The sequence below is a fragment of the Massilia sp. Se16.2.3 genome, assembly GCF_014171595.1.
In the GTDB taxonomy this organism is placed as follows: Bacteria; Pseudomonadota; Gammaproteobacteria; order Burkholderiales; family Burkholderiaceae_D; genus Telluria.
Map to the genome: position 1 here is coordinate 1,497,367 of NZ_CP050451.1, position 15,916 is coordinate 1,513,282.

General features: G+C 63.7%; 12 protein-coding genes and 5 pseudogenes. 8 read left to right on the forward strand and 9 right to left on the reverse strand.

Features of this window, described 5'->3' with window-relative positions:
• Positions 1 to 82 precede the first annotated feature (82 nt).
• Both G4G31_RS06905 and G4G31_RS06915 read left to right on the forward strand, forming a co-directional pair.
• Positions 83 to 2,398 (forward strand): RHS repeat protein, encoded by a 2,316-nt coding sequence (locus tag G4G31_RS06905; RefSeq protein WP_182990815.1) that lies wholly within the window; start codon positions 83 to 85, stop codon positions 2,396 to 2,398.
• A 994-nt stretch (positions 2,399 to 3,392) separates the two neighbouring features.
• Positions 3,393 to 3,770 (forward strand): annotated as a pseudogene (locus G4G31_RS06915) (chromosome segregation protein SMC); the annotation flags it as partial.
• A 244-nt stretch (positions 3,771 to 4,014) separates the two neighbouring features.
• On the opposite strand, the gene G4G31_RS06920 reads toward G4G31_RS06915, so the two are convergent.
• Entirely contained in the window at positions 4,015 to 4,527 is a 513-nt protein-coding gene (locus G4G31_RS06920; protein WP_229425419.1) for a hypothetical protein, read from the reverse strand.
• A gap of 128 nt (positions 4,528 to 4,655) precedes the next feature.
• Between G4G31_RS06920 and G4G31_RS06925 the strand changes: the two genes are divergently transcribed.
• Entirely contained in the window at positions 4,656 to 4,829 is a 174-nt protein-coding gene (locus G4G31_RS06925; RefSeq protein ID WP_182990817.1) for a hypothetical protein, read from the forward strand.
• A gap of 131 nt (positions 4,830 to 4,960) precedes the next feature.
• On the opposite strand, the pseudogene G4G31_RS28925 reads toward G4G31_RS06925, so the two are convergent.
• The 6 genes and pseudogenes from G4G31_RS28925 to G4G31_RS06935 form a co-directional block, all read right to left on the reverse strand.
• A pseudogene (locus G4G31_RS28925) lies at positions 4,961 to 5,949 on the reverse strand (translocation/assembly module TamB domain-containing protein).
• 185 nt (positions 5,950 to 6,134) lie between these two features.
• Complete coding sequence (locus G4G31_RS25395) at positions 6,135 to 6,848, reverse strand: hypothetical protein (RefSeq protein ID WP_229425422.1); 714 nt, start codon at positions 6,846 to 6,848, stop codon at positions 6,135 to 6,137.
• Positions 6,794 to 7,558: a hypothetical protein gene (locus tag G4G31_RS25400; protein ID WP_229425423.1), complete on the reverse strand. Its 765-nt coding sequence runs from the start codon at positions 7,556 to 7,558 to the stop codon at positions 6,794 to 6,796. The genes G4G31_RS25395 and G4G31_RS25400 overlap by 55 nt, the downstream gene beginning before the upstream one ends.
• The gene (locus G4G31_RS25405; RefSeq protein ID WP_229425424.1) at positions 7,458 to 9,419 is read right to left on the reverse strand and encodes a hypothetical protein; all 1,962 of its coding nucleotides are present in this window, start codon (positions 9,417 to 9,419) and stop codon (positions 7,458 to 7,460) included. Before G4G31_RS25405 ends, G4G31_RS25400 begins: the two co-directional genes overlap by 101 nt.
• On the reverse strand, positions 9,419 to 9,757 hold the full coding sequence (locus G4G31_RS27465) for a BamA/TamA family outer membrane protein (protein ID WP_308622141.1): 339 nt from the start codon (positions 9,755 to 9,757) through the stop codon (positions 9,419 to 9,421). Before G4G31_RS27465 ends, G4G31_RS25405 begins: the two co-directional genes overlap by 1 nt.
• Before the next feature lie 86 nt (positions 9,758 to 9,843).
• Positions 9,844 to 11,391: pseudogene (locus G4G31_RS06935) on the reverse strand (autotransporter assembly complex family protein); the annotation flags it as partial.
• Between the two features lie 89 nt (positions 11,392 to 11,480).
• On the opposite strand from G4G31_RS06935, the gene queC reads away from it, so the two are divergent.
• On the forward strand, positions 11,481 to 12,191 hold the full coding sequence (gene queC, locus G4G31_RS06940; RefSeq protein WP_229425425.1) for a 7-cyano-7-deazaguanine synthase QueC: 711 nt from the start codon (positions 11,481 to 11,483) through the stop codon (positions 12,189 to 12,191).
• A 109-nt stretch (positions 12,192 to 12,300) separates the two neighbouring features.
• Here queC and G4G31_RS06945 read toward each other — a convergent pair whose 3' ends face one another.
• Entirely contained in the window at positions 12,301 to 12,660 is a 360-nt protein-coding gene (locus tag G4G31_RS06945; protein WP_182990818.1) for a hypothetical protein, read from the reverse strand.
• Positions 12,661 to 12,865: 205 nt separating this feature from the next.
• Between G4G31_RS06945 and G4G31_RS06950 the strand changes: the two genes are divergently transcribed.
• Positions 12,866 to 13,102, forward strand: coding sequence for a hypothetical protein (locus G4G31_RS06950; RefSeq protein ID WP_182990819.1), 237 nt, complete (start codon positions 12,866 to 12,868; stop codon positions 13,100 to 13,102).
• A 127-nt stretch (positions 13,103 to 13,229) separates the two neighbouring features.
• Positions 13,230 to 13,730, forward strand: coding sequence for a hypothetical protein (locus tag G4G31_RS06955; RefSeq protein ID WP_182990820.1), 501 nt, complete (start codon positions 13,230 to 13,232; stop codon positions 13,728 to 13,730).
• Positions 13,731 to 13,786: 56 nt separating this feature from the next.
• Here G4G31_RS06955 and G4G31_RS06960 read toward each other — a convergent pair whose 3' ends face one another.
• Complete coding sequence (locus G4G31_RS06960; RefSeq protein WP_182990821.1) at positions 13,787 to 15,142, reverse strand: S41 family peptidase; 1,356 nt, start codon at positions 15,140 to 15,142, stop codon at positions 13,787 to 13,789.
• 91 nt (positions 15,143 to 15,233) lie between these two features.
• Here G4G31_RS06960 and G4G31_RS28930 point away from each other — a divergent pair.
• Positions 15,234 to 15,362: pseudogene (locus G4G31_RS28930) on the forward strand (LysR family transcriptional regulator); the annotation flags it as partial.
• Positions 15,363 to 15,474: 112 nt separating this feature from the next.
• Positions 15,475 to 15,771, forward strand: a pseudogene (locus G4G31_RS28935) (LysR substrate-binding domain-containing protein); the annotation flags it as partial.
• Positions 15,772 to 15,916: the final 145 nt, after the last annotated feature.

Sequence of the window (15,916 nt, forward strand, 5' to 3'; positions counted from 1 at the left end):
ACACTGTTTTCTTCCATAGCTATGGCAGGCTGGCTAACCATACCGTTATCAGGAATGCACTGGGTCAGACTGGCGGTGCCCTGTGAAGCATTCGCCTGCAAAACGCACGGTCGCGGCCGTGATGACGCTAGTTACGGCGTATTCGCCTTTGTTTGCTTCGCTCAACAGTTCAGCGGCCTATGCGCAGGCAACGCAGAATACGAGCTACAGCTACCTGTACGACGCGAACGGGAATGTCAAACAGATAACTGACCCATTAGGCAGAGTTACAAATCTGAGCTTTGACACGCTTGGACGGATCAAACAGCAGTTGCAGCCAGCACCAGTGGCTACCGCAACAAGGCCGGCAGTAGACTACACGTTTGATTTGCTCGATCAGCCAGTTACGGTAAGCGATCCACGTGCTTTGGTGACAAAGTATGGTCACGACGGCCTGGGTAATGCAGTCAGTCTCTCCAGCCCGGATACAGGCGGGACCACGCGTACCTTCGATCTGGCTGGCGCAGTAGCTACATCCAAGGATGCTCGGGGTGAGATAACGATTTATCAATACGACGCTTTGGGGCGGATCAAGAGTGAGAGCTATGGAACCGGTACCGCGACCGTTTTCGAATATGACGGAGGCACCGGCGGAGCACCCAATACGGTCGGCAAACTCACGAAGATCACCGACGAGTCGGGTTTCACCGTTTACTCCTATACCGATTTGGGCCAAGTGGCGAGCAAGACCCAAACGGTAACAGGGGGAGGCAAATCGCTGGCGCAGGTAGTGTCATATGCCTACGGTACGGAGGGCACATCGACCGGCAAGCTCACCGCGATGACCTACCCGAGCGGCAATCGAGTGAACTACCGCTACGACGACGCCGGCCGCGTGAGCATGATCACAGTGAACCCGGTGAACACGAATGGCACAGGTACCAACCTGAGCGTGGAGTACGCCCTGCTTACGAACGTCGAGTACGCGGCGCACGGTCCTGTCCAGGCTTGGAAATGGGGTAACAGCACGGACGCCAGTCCAAGTGGTTACAGCCGTGCGTTCGACCTCGACGGGCGTGTAATACGCTACAACCTCGGTAACCCCGCTTCGACTGGTGTTATGCGCACGGTGGAGTGGGACGCAGCAAGCCGTATCAAAGCCTATACGCATGTGAGCACCGGGGAGGGCACCAATGCAGCGGTGCTCAACCAGCGCTTCGAATATGACGATCTCGACCGCCTGACGAGCTTCATCGGAAACGGCGCGACCCAATCGTTTTCCTACGACGCGAACGGCAACCGAACCGCTGCCACGTTCGGAGGGACCGGCTACACGAACACGATTGCTGCTAGCAGTAATCGTCTCGAAGCCACCACAGGTCCCACGCCCGCCAAGACCAATACCCATGATCTGGCGGGAAACCTGACCAACGATGGAACCATTGTCTACGCTTATAGCGCCCGTGGTCGAATGAGCAGTGCCACCATCGGTGCGGTCAAGACTTCGTATCTCTACAACGGAATGGGACAGCGCGTCAGACAGGTGGCCGGTACGCAAGCCAATGCAGCAGGATTGCTCATGTACGACGAAGCTGGCCATATCATCGGCGAGTACAACAGCTCAACTGGGAAGGCGAGCAAGGAATTCATCTATCTGGGTGACATGCCAGTCGGGGTCCTTGAGCAGGTGGTCACGAGCACCGCTCCGAATCAGGTGCATGCAATGAACATGTACTATTTGTATGTCGACCACTTAAACACGCCGCGCTTTATCACGCGTTCGCCGGATGGGAAGGTAGCGTGGCGCTGGGACAGCACCGACCCGTTTGGCTTGCTACCACCGAACGACAATCCGGCTGGCCTCGGTGTGTTTACGATGAACCTGCGCATGCCTGGGCAGTACTTCGACAAGAACACAAATCTGTTCTACAACTATTACAGGGATTATGATCCGCAGACGGGGCGGTATGTCGAAAGTGACCCTATTGGTTTGCGCGGCGGGATCAACACCTATGGTTATGTTGGCGGAAATCCCGTAAGTAGAATTGATCCATTAGGACTGGAGCAATGTGATATTGATGCTGCCAGGGTAACAGCAAAGCGGTATCTTCCAAATTTGAATGTCGGCGCCGGTCCGCCAAAAGCAGACTACGCTGGGGGCGGCTGGTGGGGGGAAGCGCAAATTATAGGTAGGCAGCCACATTACGATGGCTATATACATATGACTATAAAATTTCTTGAACCGCTCGATCTGGCCATGCAAGCCAGAGTGTTAGAAAACTATTATCACGAGGCTGGGCATTTTACATGGCCGGATGCTGGTCACGAAACTATTTACCCTTACGCAAGAGCCAACTTGGAGAGAAGTTGGAAGGACTTTAAGGCTTTACGAGACAAACTCTGCAAATGCAAAAAATAATGTCGCTTTTATGTTGGCCTTCAATCGTTCGGGCGATAATGGCGCGCATATGTGTTGCCGAATGCTGAGTTCGCATCCTTGCCAACGTAGAGGAGTAGGCAATGCCTGAATAGTGGCCGGGCGTGCGCATGGCCTAGTTCAACAAGCAAAAAATTTCCGTCTTAGCAACTTATTCCGTAGGCTGAGCGCCTAAAAATCGACTTCGGCTGACAGCAGAAATATACCTGCTAACCTGACGGAGCAATTGGAAATTTGCGACTCGCTCAGTAGCAGATTTACTGAAGTGTTGAAGCTAAAAAATAGAAATAAATGAATACTGAAAATGAACGTTGCTTTCGAAGTTCTCTAACCGTCTTTGGCGCCGTAAGCTTGACGGTGCTCGCTGCGGTCATGCTTGTTCTTATCTTTGTCCGGCCTCATGTTCGAATGGACCCCGAAACTTCAATGGTAAGGGTGTCAAATGACACTGGCGTGCCAATAAACAATATTATTCTAAATGACGTATCATTTGGTTATTTGTCGAATAAGCAAATAAGCGAATATAAGCCATTAACTAACGCTTATCCATATGCGCACTTGCGATTAGAGGTAGCTAACAAAAAGTTCGAGTGGATGCCAGATGACCATTATGGAGAAAAACCATTAGGAAAAGGAAATTATACATATTCAATTCGGAGGGCAGAAACTCCGGTTGGTCCCCAGTTTGAAGCACATATTCGCGACGACTTCGAGCACTAAAGTTATACAACTTCTAGCGAGTACTACGATTTTAATAATATTCCGTGTCCAAGTGATGCATATTTCGTGATTCTGTTCTTAATATGGTTAGCTCTGGCAATGCTATTAATGGCTTGCTTTAAAATATGTGCGAAGAGGTTCATTGACTGAAGACGAACTAGTCATTCGTCTTGATTTTCGGTCGATCCTGATTAACTGGCTGCGAAGGCGAATCTCTCGCTTGGTATAGTGTCGGGACACAGTAGTTCAACGCGCTACCGGCCTGCACGTGCATTTCAAGTTCGACGGCAAGGACCAGATCGGCATGAACGACGGCGAAGCCTCCGGCGGCCAGCAGGTGATGAAGTCGCTGGTGCTCCTGATTGGCTTGCTGAAGTCGGAAGAGGGCTCCGGCGGCTTCGTCTTCATCGACGAACCGTTTGCCCACCTGGACATCCGCAATATCCAGCTGGTCGGCGAGTTCCTGAAAAATACCGACGCCCAGTACCTGATGACGACGCCGCTGACGCACAACACCGACGTCTACGATCCTTCGGAACTGACGCTCATCACGAGCAAGAAGAAGAAGGACACGCAGTGGGCGCAGCCGATTTTCGTGCTGCAGAGGCGGAAGGAAGAGGCGAAAGCCGCGTAAAGCGAAAGGGACCCGCGGGTCCCTTTTTTGCTGGCGGTGTTCCTTGTACCTGTCGGATGAAACGTCGATCCGTAGGGTGGGCGCCCTGTGCCCACGCGGTATGGCGTATGCGCGTCGACACGCTTGCGCGATCGGGAAGCGTTGCACCGCGTGGGCACGGGGCGCCCACCCTACGCGTGCGAGCGAGCAGGCAGTTCACGCGTGATTTGAACGCGTGGGCGGGAAACCCGCCCACCCTACAAGATCACACCCGGTCGATTTCCTGGCGCATCTTCCTGCGCCATAGCAGCAGACCAATCGAATAGCTCAGGAAATACGCCCCCGTCAGCCCCACGCACAGCATGGTCAGCGGGCTGTCGGTAAAGCCCGGTGCAGGTGCGCCGCTGCCGCGGTTGGCGTAGACGCCAAAGAAAATGTAGAGCACGCGCGCGACCAGGATCATCGCCATCAGGATCCCCAGGCGCATCGGCGGGGTGAAGAAGTAACCGCCTTCGGTGTCCTCGAACACGGTGCGGCGCAGCGCGAAGACACCCCAGAACACGCCCAGTGCGGTGCCGGCGGCCAGCGCGCCCAGCTCGTAGGGCAGCGTCAGCACTTTCGACAGCGACACCAGGATCATCGCCGCGAACACCAGCACGCCCGTGTAATGGCGCGAGACGATCGAACGCTGGCGTGACATCTGCGTCTTCAGGCGCGTGTAGACGCGCCAGACGAGAATCGGCGTCAGGAGGAGCAGGGCGAGGGTGGAAATGTCCATGTGAATCGGGTACCTGGGTTGAGCTGAAGCGGCATTGTAATCGACTGCCGGATGGGCGCGCGATGCGGGCGTCGAGACCAAGGCGCTCATGCTAAGGTGTTCACTTCACCGAATCAGGAGACCTGAAGATGATCTCAGCAAGCCCCGCAGTTAGTTCGGCACCGCTGCGCCTGCACCGCGCCCCCGACCCCGTGCCGATCGAGGAACCCGTGCCCGAGCCCTTCGATGCGCCGCATCCGCATCACACGCCCATCCATACTCCGCAAAACGAAGATCCAGTGCCGGATCCCAAACCGAGCTGAGGGAACCTCGATAAACCTACTGCGCGTCGGATTGCTGTCCTGCGATGCTCGCTGTACCGCCGTACAGCTGCGCTTCTCTGACAGCACTCCTTCCGCTCGCTACGGTTTCTCGAGGTCCCGTGGGGCTAGCTTCAATCAAAAGCCCAGGCATACAGCACGTCCAGCGCCGTATTCGTCCCCGTCTGGAACTGCAGCGTGAACTTCGGCGTCAGTTTATAGCGCAGGCGCACCAGGCTCGATGCCGTGGTCGCGCCCTGTTCGAAGCTGATGTAGGCGCGCGAGGAAATCCGCTTGCCCACGGTCACCACCGTATTCGCCAGCCCCTCGGCCTCGCCATTGCGGCCCTGGCCCACGCCGAGTTCGTCCACGCCCAGCGCATTGGCCAGCTTCGACTGGATGCCGCCGGTGCCGCCCTTGCCGCCGAGCAGGGCACCCGCGGCGGCGCTCAGCACATCCTTCTCGTTGCCGCTCGTGCCTTCCATGCCGTGCCCCAGCACCAGCCAGGACAGTTTTTCGCTGTCGGGTACGTTCGGCGTGGAGACCAGGCGCGCCTGCGGCGAGCGCGCCGTGCCGCGCACCTGCACGCCGGCCTCGACGTTGGTCTCGCTCAGCTGCTCGCCCTCGGGCTGCTTGCGCACGGCCAGCACGTCGAGTGTCGGGTTGTCGTAGGGACCGTTGAACGTAATCACGCCGCGTTCGATCGCCAGCTTCTGGCCATAGGCCGCGTAGTTGCCGCTGGCCACGCGGATGCTGCCGTTCACGCGGGGCGCCCCCCCCCGGTCATGCGCACGCGGGCGCTGCCCTCGAGCATGGCGTCGATACCGAGGCCGCGCAGGTGGAAGTTGTCGCCCAGGTCGGCCGCCAGGTTCACGCTCAAGGGCACTTCGGCTTCCTGTTTTTGCGGCGGCGCCGGCTTGCCGCGGCCGAGGACGATGACGTCGTCGGACATGGTCGGGCGGCCCCGGGGCGCGAATTCGATCAGCGCACGGTCGGCCTTGAAGCGGCCTTCGAGCGAGAACCGGGTCGCATCGCGCACCAGTGCCGCATTCCCCGTCAGCACCACGGTGCGGTCCGGCCGCGACAGCGCTTCCAGCTGATTCGCCACCAGGTTCAGCTGCATGGCCGGGTCGCCCGCGCCGAAGCGGATCGAGCCGTCGGCCGTGGCATTGCCGGTATTGCCTTCCGGGTAAAGCCGCTGCAGCACCAGGCGGTCGCCCGTCAGCTGGGCGCGCAGCTGGCCGTTGCGCAGGCGTACACCCTGCTCGGGCCAGCGCACGGCCAGCGCGTCGCTGGACACCGTACCGTTCAGCGAAGGCGTGCCAATGGTGCCGGCGCCCGTCGGGCCAGCTTCAGGTTGCCGTCCAGTTCCAGGTCGCGCTGTCCGGCAAACGGCGCCAGCCAGCCGATCGAGGCCATGTCGGCGTTCGCCGTCATGCGCAGCGGACTGTCGCGGTTGACGCGCCCGCCGATCATTTGCACGGTGCCGTCCACCTTTGCCGTGCCGGTGCGAGCGCCGTCCAGCGTCAGCTGGGTGCGCAGCGAACTGCCCTGCACATCGGCGCGCGCATCGAACGTGCGCAGGCCCAGCGGCACCGGTGAATCGACGCCGACGCTGGCGTCGCCCGCTTCGCGGAAGACGTGCACGCCGCCGGCGAGGGCAGGTGTGCCGCCGGTGGCGCTGGCCGTGCGCAGGTCCAGCGACCAGTCGGCGCCGAGGGTCAGGTTGCCGCGCACGTTCTCGCGCAGGCTCGGCGAGAACTGCGCCAGGTAGTTCAGCGGTACGCCGGCCGCGGCGCCGCGGCTGTTCCAGCGCGGCCCGGTTTTGGTCAGCGATTCGATGCGCACGGTGCCGGCCGGCAGGCGGATCAGCGCGCCGTTGAAGGCCACCGATTCCGGCTTCGCCAGGCCGGCCACGCCGGATCCCGGCGCCACGCCGATCCTCAAGGGCACCGGCTGCGCCAGCGTCAGCGCGAAACGGCCCCTTGTTCTGCAGGGCGGCCAGGGTGCCGGCCCAGGCATTGCCGCTCCAGCCGCCACGCACCTCGACCCGGGGCGTCGTAGTCGTCGCCGCGGCCTGCTGCGCGCAGGGTATGCGAAGCGCGGGTGCCGGTGGTCTGCAGGCTGGCGGCCGCCACGCGGGTCTCGCCGCTGGCGAATTCCGTGATCTGGATATCGCTGTTCAATGGGTCGGCGCCGCCGCGGCCGGAACCGAGGTTGACGTTCGCGCGCAGCGTGCGCAGCGAATGCTTGCCCATCAGGCGCAGGTTCTGGCCTTCCAGGTTGGCCGCCAGCGAAGGCGTGTCCATCGTGCCTTCGACGCGGCCGGCGCCGCGCAGCACGCCCGCGTAGTCGGGGCCGAGTGCGGCCAGCTGGGGCGCGTCGATGCGCCAATCCAGGCGGTCGCCGCCGGCGCCGAAACTGCCGTTCGCGGCCACCACGTTCGCACCCACGTGCAGGTCGACATCGGCGCCGGACACGTGACGGCGGTCGGCCGCCAGGCGCGCGCGGCCCCAGAAGGGGGATTTCGCCAGCGTCGAGTCCTGCACGGCCAGGTCGAGCGCGCCGTGCCAGTCGGCGCCCGAGCGGCCGCTGGCATCGAAACGGCCATTGATGCTGCCGGGGATCGGGCTACCAAAGGCGGCGGGATTGAAGCGTGCCATGGTGCCGCCCGCCTTGCCTTCGACAAAGCGCGCACCTTCGCCTCCGGCCAGCCAGGCTTCGCCGCTCACGTGCAGGTTGCTGGTATTGGCCTTGCGTTGTGCCGCCACCCAGCCGAGGCCATTCGCGTCGGCCACAAAAGTGGTGCGTGGATTGGCCATCGTGCCGGTGACGACGCCATTGGACCAGCAGCGCGCCATACAGATCGCTGCGCAGGGCGGCGAGATTGCGGCCGTCCACGTGCCAGGCCAGGCTTTCGCCAGGCGCGCCGAAGCTGCCTTTCAGATTCACCGTGTTCTGGCCCAAGGCCAGGTCGGCGTCGACGCCACTGACGTGCTTCGCATCGGCGGCCAGCTTGCCGCGGCCCGACAGCGGCTGGTCGAACAGGCGGCTCGGTCGCAGGGTGAAATCGGTGTTGACCTTCCATGCCGGCGCCAGCACGCCCTTCGCATTGACCAGGGCATTGATGTCGGCCTGCGGGTAGTCGCCCAGTGCCGCCGGGTTGAAGCGGCTGGCGTTGGCGGTCACCTTGAAGGCTTTGTCGTCGAGGAGCTTGGCGCTGCCGCTCAAGGCGATGCTGCCGTTGCCGGCGCTGAGGCGTGCTTCCGGCACGTCGACGACATTGTTTTCGAGTTTCGCGTGTGCGCTCAAGCGCAGGCCGCTACCGACCAGGCCTGTTTCGACCAGCTTGACATCGAGCGTCTGCACCTTGCCCACGTTCGCTACCGCGATGTCGCCGGCGATTTTCGTCGGCTTCATGCTGCCGTGGATGCCCTTCAAGTCGAAGCGGTCGGTGTGCAGCGCGAAGTTGGCGGCACCCAGGCCTTCTTCGTCCTTGCCGCGCTGGACGCTGCCGCTGCCTGTGAAGCGCCCCGCGTCACCGAAGTCGATCAGCACGTCGGCAAGGCGCATGGCATCGAGGTTGCCGCCGAGCTGGCCGCGGAAGGCGCGCAGCGGCAGGCGCTGCTGGTCGATGGTGCCGGCCGGGCCGTCGTTGACCAGGTTGACGCTGCCGGAAATGGCGCGCGCGTCGTCGAGCTTTGCGGCCACCGTCAGCGTCAGGTCGGCGGTGGGCAGCGCGGGATTGAAGAAGCCGGGGTCGATATTGCGCGCATTCAGGTTCATCGTGCGCAAGGGGATATCGGCGAAGGGCGACAGCGTCAGGCGCGCTTCACCGCCCGCGCGGCCGGCGTTGCCGGTCGCATCGAGCGTGGTGAGATTCAGGTCGCCGCCGGCACGCAGTTTCAGTTGCGCCGGCGTGGCGCCTGGTCCCACCTTGGCCTGCGACAGGCTCGCCGTGGCGTCCAGCTTGAACGGACGGGCGGCGGCGATATTGCCGTTGGCCGCAAGCTGCCCCCGGGGCGTGGTGGCGGCGGCGTCGCGCAGCTGCCATTGCAGCTTGTCGCCGTGCAGGCGCATGCGCACGTTGGTGATTTCAGTGGCCGCGCCCTTGCTCACGAACGTCGCCTTGGCCAGGCGCGCGTCGTCGAGCGAGATCGGGAAGGGAGAAGCCAGCGAGGCCGGCATCTTGGTCTTCTCGTCGGTTTCCTTCAGCGTCTCCATGCGCAGGTCGGCCGCATGCAGGCTGTTGATCGCTATGCCTTTCGAGAGCAGCTGGCGTGGAGACCATTTCAAATCGATGTTGGTCGCAATCGCCAGCTGTTCGTCGGTACGCCAGACGATGCGGTCGATGTGCATGGCCCCATACAGCGAGCCGCGCACGCCGCTCAATGTCAGTTTGCCGCCGGTGGAACGGGCGACGCGTTCGGCGATCATTTGCAGGGTCGTCTCGCGGCCCAGGTACCAGGCGGCGCCGCCGATGACGAAACCGGTCGCGACCAGGCCGATGGCGACCCGGCGCGACCAGCGCCGCGGTTTTTTCGCCGGCGTCGGCGCCGGCGTGGCGGGAGTAGGGGGAGTGTGGTCGTCCATCAGAACGTGAATCCAAGTGAGAAGTGCAGGCGCGCCTTGCGTACCGCCTGGCCGTAGGCGATGTCGACATTGATCGGACCGACCGGGCTGCGCCAGCGCGCACCGACGCCGTAGCCGACTTCGGGTTTCAGTTCCTTGAACTTGTCGGCGGCGTTACCGGCGTCGACAAAGAAGGCCACGCCCCATGGTGGACGGAACCAGTACTGGTATTCGGCGCCGCCGGTGAGCAGGTAGCGCCCGCCGACGATGGCTTCGCCCTCGCGCACGCCCAGCTGCTGGTAGCCGTAGCCGCGCACGGACTGGTCGCCGCCGGCGCGGAACAGCAGGGTGCTCGGCACGCCCAGCTTTTTCCCGCGAGCACGGCACCGGCCTCGCCGCGCAGGATCAGGGTGCCGCTGGTGCCGACCGGGCGGTAGTAGATGCCGCGGGTATAGCCGCGGATGAATTTCTCGTCGGTGAACAGCGGCAGCGGCGCCACGCTGACCTGCCAGTTGAGGGCATAGCCGCGCGTCGGCTGCACCAGGTCGTCGAGCTTGCGGCGGGTGACGTTGTAGGTCAGCGGAACGCTCTTGCTGCGGGTGGTGTCGAGGCCCTCGACTTCGCGCTGTTCCAGCAGCGCCTCGAGCGTCAGGCTGCGTTCCAGTTCCGGCGTGCCCCAGGCGCGGCGAGCGGCAACGGTGGCCACGGTCAGCAGTTCGCCGCGCAGGTCAGTGCGTTCGATGCCGCCGCCGACGCTGTCGTTGTAGCCGTCCGGCGTCGTCGGCCAATAAAAGTCGACACGCGCGTTCTGGCGCTTCTGCTCGTAGACCAGGTCGCTCTTCATGCGCTTGCCGAACACGTTCAGGTCGTCATAGCTGACGGAAGCACGCCCGCCGGTATTGGTCGAGAAGCCGACACCGATTTCGACGTTCTTCTGCTTGTTCTCGACCACGCGCACCAGCACCGGCAGCATGGTGGGGCCAGGGCTCGGCGGTTTGACGCCGGTGACGGCCTGGCCGGGCGCTGTATTGCTTGCGGCCGCATCGTCGCGCGCCGCCTGCACGGGCGCGGGCGCGGCGGGCGCATCGCCGTCCTGGTCTTCCTTGATTTCCTTGATCTCGGCGTTGAGCACGGCGCGCATGTCGGCGCTCACTTCGACGCTGGAGAAGTAGCCGGTTTCCTGCAGGCGCCCCTGCAGCGCCTGCAGCGCCGCTTCGCTGTAGAGGTCGCCCGGCTTGATCTTGTTGAGGTTGGTGATGACGGTGGCCGGGTAGCGTTTCAGGCCGCGGATGCGCAGTTCGCCGAAGCGCATTTCAGGGCCGCTGTCGATGACCACGCGCAGCGAGGCCTGGCGCGCATCCGGGTCGACAGTGGCGCTGTGTTCGACCAGCTGGGCACGCGGAAAGCGCGACTGCATCACTTCGCGCAGCAGGTCGCGCTTGGCCGCTTCCCAGTCGCCCATGCGAAAGCGCGCGCCGACCGGCAGCGACCAACGGTTGCGCAGGGCGCCGGCATCATACGGGGCGCCGCCTTCCTCGAACGGCACGAAACCCTGCAGCACCAGGTCGAGGTCGGAGACGACGGTGGGCTGGCCCGGGTCGACATTGACGCGTGCCACCGGGGTGCCGCCGCTCGTGTCGAGCGTGGCGGTGATCTGCGGGGAGTAATAGCCTTCGGTTTCGAGCAGCGTCTTCGCTTCCTCGGGGGCGGACTTGACCAGGCGTTGCAACTGGTCGAGGTCGACGCGCGGGTTGCCGCGCCAGCGCAGCAGCTCGAGATTGTCTTCCAGCAGATTGTCGAGGCGGCCGGGCGCATCGATGCGCACGTTGTAGTCGATGCCCTGCGCGAACCCGGCCGGCGCGGCCAACGCGAGGTACACGGACAGCATGAATTGTGCCAAAATCCGTGGTTTCCCTGGCGCCTGTGCGCTCCGGTGGGGTGTCGCGAGGACCATGTCTCTCCGTCTCAGTGTCAGTATCAATGCTGAGCGCATCTTAACGGAATTGCAAAAATGATGGCGAACGCTTAACTGTTAATGCAACTTTCGCGATCACCGTCGCGACTGACTACCGGATGACCCCCATGCACGCTCCCGATACCGCCCTCGTCCTCTTCAGCGGCGGACAAGATTCGACCACCTGCCTGGCCTGGGCCCTGCAGCGTTATGCACGCGTGGAAACGATCGGCTTCGACTATGGCCAGCGCCATGCCATCGAGCTGGACGTGCGCCCGACCGTGCTGGAGAAGATGCGCGCGCTGTCGCCCGAGTGGAATGCGCGCCTGGGCGAAGACCACCTGGTCGACCTGTCGCTGATTTCCCGCATTTCCGACACTGCGTTGACGAGCAATGTCGCCATCGAAATGCAGGCGAATGGCTTGCCAAACACGTTCGTTCCCGGCCGCAACCTGCTGTTCATGACGGTGGCGGCCACCGTGGCCTACCGCCGCGGCTTGACCGTCCTGGTGGGCGGCATGTGCGAGACCGATTTTTCCGGCTATCCGGATTGTCGCGACGACACCATGAAGGCCCTGCAGGTGGCGCTGAACCTGGGCATGGCCACGCGCCTGAAGGTCGAAACGCCGCTGATGTGGATCGACAAGAAGCAGACCTGGCAGCTGGCGGAAGAGGCCGGCGGCCAGGCCCTCGTCGACCTGGTGCGTTTCGACACCCACACCTGCTACCGGGCGAGCGCGGCGCTCGCCACGACTGGGGCTATGGTTGCGGTACCTGCCCGGCCCTGCGCGCTGCGGGCACGGGGTTACGAACAGTTTGCGGCGGAAAAAGCTGCCTGATCTGAAGTGCTGCGGGCGGCGGCGCGATCGGGATCGGCGCCGCCGGATGACTTGCCTCAGGCCGTCGGGTGGCTCACCGGTTCGCTGACGGCGTGGCTCACGGGCTGGCTCATCGCCTGGCGCTTGCGCGAGCGGCTTGCCGGTAAAGGATCAGCGCCAGCGGCAACAGCAGCGGCAGCAGGAAGGGCACGATGGCCGCCACCACCGCGATGCCGGCGATGCACAGGGCACCCAGCACCGCGATGCCGACGCCGGCGAACACCACCGCCAGCACGACGGCGACCACGACCGCCACCAGTACCCCGATCAGCGTGCCCCCGCTTGCGAGCAGGATGCCAAGCATGGCGCCGAGCGGCCCATCGAACTCTTCGCCGTCGATGTGGAAGCTGGCGTCGCCGAAGGTAAACAGCATGTCCCACAGCAGCAGGGCGCACAGCAGCAGGATCAGGTAGGGAAGGATCTTTTTCATGGCAGGGTCCTCGAATTGGGCTGGAATGCATTCACTTTAGGGACGAGGCGCAGGCCGTGCCAGCGGACTGCGACGGATGGTGTTTTGGACGGGCCGGAGCGCAGCAGGCGCCGATGAATGCGGCCCCTTGCTCATGCATTGCCGACCTTGCAATGCGCGGCTCGGCGCCTATACTGACAGCCTGCTCTGTTGGAGGAGGGACCCCATGCATGACGTCAGCTCAATGATGAAACTGCAGCGATCCGGCTGCCACCAGATGCGGGCAGGCGGCGGGCCGAAGGGACCGCCATCGGCACCGCCCACCATCCCGCCGATCATCATCAATCCGTTCAATCGCGAGGCGCCGCGCCAGTCCAGTATCGACCCCTTGCGCACGCCCTTGCCGCCTCCGGTACGGCGGCCAGGCCTGCCTGGCATGCGCCTCCGCGCTGCCGGCCCGTAGCGGCCCGCGGCGCAGGTTTCCACGCTCCAAATTTGTGAATCTTGTGTGTCTGATATCCCATTGGCCTCTCCATTTGCACTATGATCTGTGCTTTGGGCGAAAGCCCTGCAGATGGAAGCAGTGAGCGATGAACGACGAAGAAAATAGCCTGGAAAACGGTGGCGAAGACGCCCTGGTCCAGGAAGCGCGCCTGTGGCAAGCCAACGGCTGGACCGCGCGCGTGATCAAGAACGAGGACGACGAAGGCTGGGCCGTGGCCATGTACAAGGACGGCGAGCCGGAACCGGCCCTGGTCGGCCCCTGGACCATGGGGCGCGACAAGAAAAACCCGAAGCCGCTGGACGTGAACGCCTTCCATACGCTGGTCAAGACGGCGTCCGAGGTGATCCGCCGCCACGAGCAGCACCTGCACGCGATGCTGCACAAGAGCACGGTGGTGTCGACCGAGCAGGGCGAGCTGAAAGTCACGCTCGACATCGTGCCCGACGACGACGACCCGTATGCCATGCTTGCCGCCATCGACGAGATGGGCGAGCAGGTGGCACGGGTGCGCGTGGCCGCCAGCTTCAAGCTGACGCCGGCTTCGGCCTACGCCTGGATCGAGAACGAGTTCCGCGCGCCGCGCTGAGTTCTATCACGCGGGGCCGGGCTGCCATACCCCGGCCCTGCGAATATTTACAACGATCAACGTGCCTGCGCTGGCGGCTCGCCTTCACGCCGCAACAAGGCCTCGACCAGCGCGTGCCGGTTGTACGGATCGTCGGCCAGGACAATGTCCGGCTGCACCATGACCGCGCCCGCCGCGCCCGCCGGCCGGTCGAGCACCATGCGCGGCACCAGCAGTTCCAGTCCGGTATGGGGCAGGGTGCGGCTCTGCAGGCCGCCGCTCTGGCGCGCGCGTGCATAGCCGCCGGTGCCGACGAGCTTGCCGAACCCGAAATCCTGCATGACGTTACTGAACAGCACCGCTGACGAGTAGGTCATGCCGCCCACCAGCACATAGACCCGGCCGCCGAAGCGCAGCGGATTGCCCGGCTCGGGCTGCTCCCACTTGTCGTAGTTCGCCTGGACGATGTCGCCCTCGCGTTCCGTCTCGCTGCCCCGGCCCGGCAACACCTTCTTTATATAGGCCGAGGTGTGGCGGTAGGGCGTGGTGGCGATATACGGCAAGATGCCCCGTTTCCACAGTTCGTCGTCGCCACCGCCGTTCTCGCGCACATCGATCAGCAGGGTCGTCGTGCCCGCTTCACGCATGCGCGCAAACGCCGCGGCGGTAAAGGCATGGAACTTTTCCGGATCCGGCCACAGGAACTGGTTGATGGTCAGCAGGGCGGCACGCTTGCCCAGCAGCTCGAAACGGAAGACCTGGTCGAAGTCCGCGGCGCGCGTGCCGACGACAGCTTCGGGCCGTGCCCGGCTTGCTGCGAGGGTCAGCGGTTTGCCGTCGATCGACAGGGTAAAGCGGGCCGGCGCGCCGTGGTGCTTCCAGTAGAAGAACCACCAGCGCCGCGACATCAGCTCGGCCCGGAATTGCGGCGTGTCGCCATGCGCCAGTTGCAGCAGCTTCGGCGCAAGCTGCGCCACGGGCACGCCATTGATGCGCTCGATCCGTCGTCCCGCCAGCGCGCTGCTTTTGCCGCCCAGTTCGGAACGGACGAACAGCTTGCCTTCCGGCGTCACCCGCACCTCGAAGGGGAAGAAGGCGCCGCCCGAGGCCAGGAACGCTTCGGCCTGGGTGCGCCACTCCGGCTGCACCACGGCAAAGTGGGCATCGGCGAAGGGGGGATTGAGCCGGGCCAGTACACGCCAGGCTTCGTCGCGGCCCATCGGTACGGACAAGTCCCGCCGTGCGGTGTCCAGCACCGCGTCCAATTGTTCGCGCGGGATCGACGACTCGGGCTGCGGGTGGATCTCGTCTATCGTTTTGCGGATGAACGCCACGTCCTGCTGGAGTTGCTCCACGGTGAACTCCGGCTCGGCCGCATGGACGGCGGCGCTGGCCAGCAGGCCGGCAATCAGGAGGGGAAAAGGCAGTCGCATCGAACGCTCGTGTTGTGAAAACGCCTATTGTATAGTCCGCTATTTGGGTAGGGGTTTACCTCAACCGACTGCTTGATTAAGGCTGGACCATATGCTCAATAGCGATGACCTGCGTTTCTTTTGTGCCGTGGCGAGCCAGCCGACGCTGGCGGCCACCGCGCGCCTGCTGCACGTGACACCACCATCGGTAACCCAGCGGCTGCAGGGGCTGGAAGCCAGGCTCGGCCTGCGCCTGCTCGACCGTTTCGGCCGGCGCACCAGCCTGACCGACGAAGGCCAGCTGCTGGCGGCGCGCGCCCGGCTGATCCTCGACGAAATGGACGCGCTGGCGAATGCGCTGGGCGACCGCAAGAACGACATGGTCGGTTGCCTGCGCATCCCTGGCGCCGCTGGGCTTCGGCAATGCCTATGTGGCGCCGCTGGCCGCCCGCTTCCAGGCCGATCATCCCTTGCTGTCGGTCGAGCTCGAGCTGTCCGACCGCCCCAACCTGGCAACCGGCGACGGCTGGGACATCGTGCTGCACATCGGCGAACTGCGCGACTCGACCCTGCAACGTCACGTGCTGGCGAAGAACCGGCGCCTGCTGTGCGCGGCACCAACCTACCTCGAACGCCATGGCACGCCGCGCACGGTCGACGATCTCCGCCACCACCGCTGCCTGATGCTGCGCGAAAACGCCGAGCACTGGGCCTGTGGCGCCTGCGTGCGCCGGGCGGTACGGGCTACGAGGCGGTGCGCATCCAGCCTGCGCTGTCGAGCAACGACGGGCGCGT

Coding starts and splice junctions, on each gene's coding strand:
- G4G31_RS06920 (WP_229425419.1), bottom strand. CDS start 4,527: ATGGACATTTCCACCCTCGCCCTGCTCCTCCTGACGCCGATTCTCGTC.
- G4G31_RS06925 (WP_182990817.1), top strand. CDS start 4,656: ATGATCTCAGCAAGCCCCGCAGTTAGTTCGGCACCGCTGCGCCTGCAC.
- G4G31_RS25395 (WP_229425422.1), bottom strand. CDS start 6,848: ATGCCTGGGCCGGCACCCTGGCCGCCCTGCAGAACAAGGGGCCGTTTC.
- G4G31_RS25405 (WP_229425424.1), bottom strand. CDS start 9,419: ATGGACGACCACACTCCCCCTACTCCCGCCACGCCGGCGCCGACGCCG.
- queC (WP_229425425.1), top strand. CDS start 11,481: ATGCACGCTCCCGATACCGCCCTCGTCCTCTTCAGCGGCGGACAAGAT.
- G4G31_RS06945 (WP_182990818.1), bottom strand. CDS start 12,660: ATGAAAAAGATCCTTCCCTACCTGATCCTGCTGCTGTGCGCCCTGCTG.
- G4G31_RS06950 (WP_182990819.1), top strand. CDS start 12,866: ATGCATGACGTCAGCTCAATGATGAAACTGCAGCGATCCGGCTGCCAC.
- G4G31_RS06955 (WP_182990820.1), top strand. CDS start 13,230: ATGAACGACGAAGAAAATAGCCTGGAAAACGGTGGCGAAGACGCCCTG.
- G4G31_RS06960 (WP_182990821.1), bottom strand. CDS start 15,142: ATGCGACTGCCTTTTCCCCTCCTGATTGCCGGCCTGCTGGCCAGCGCC.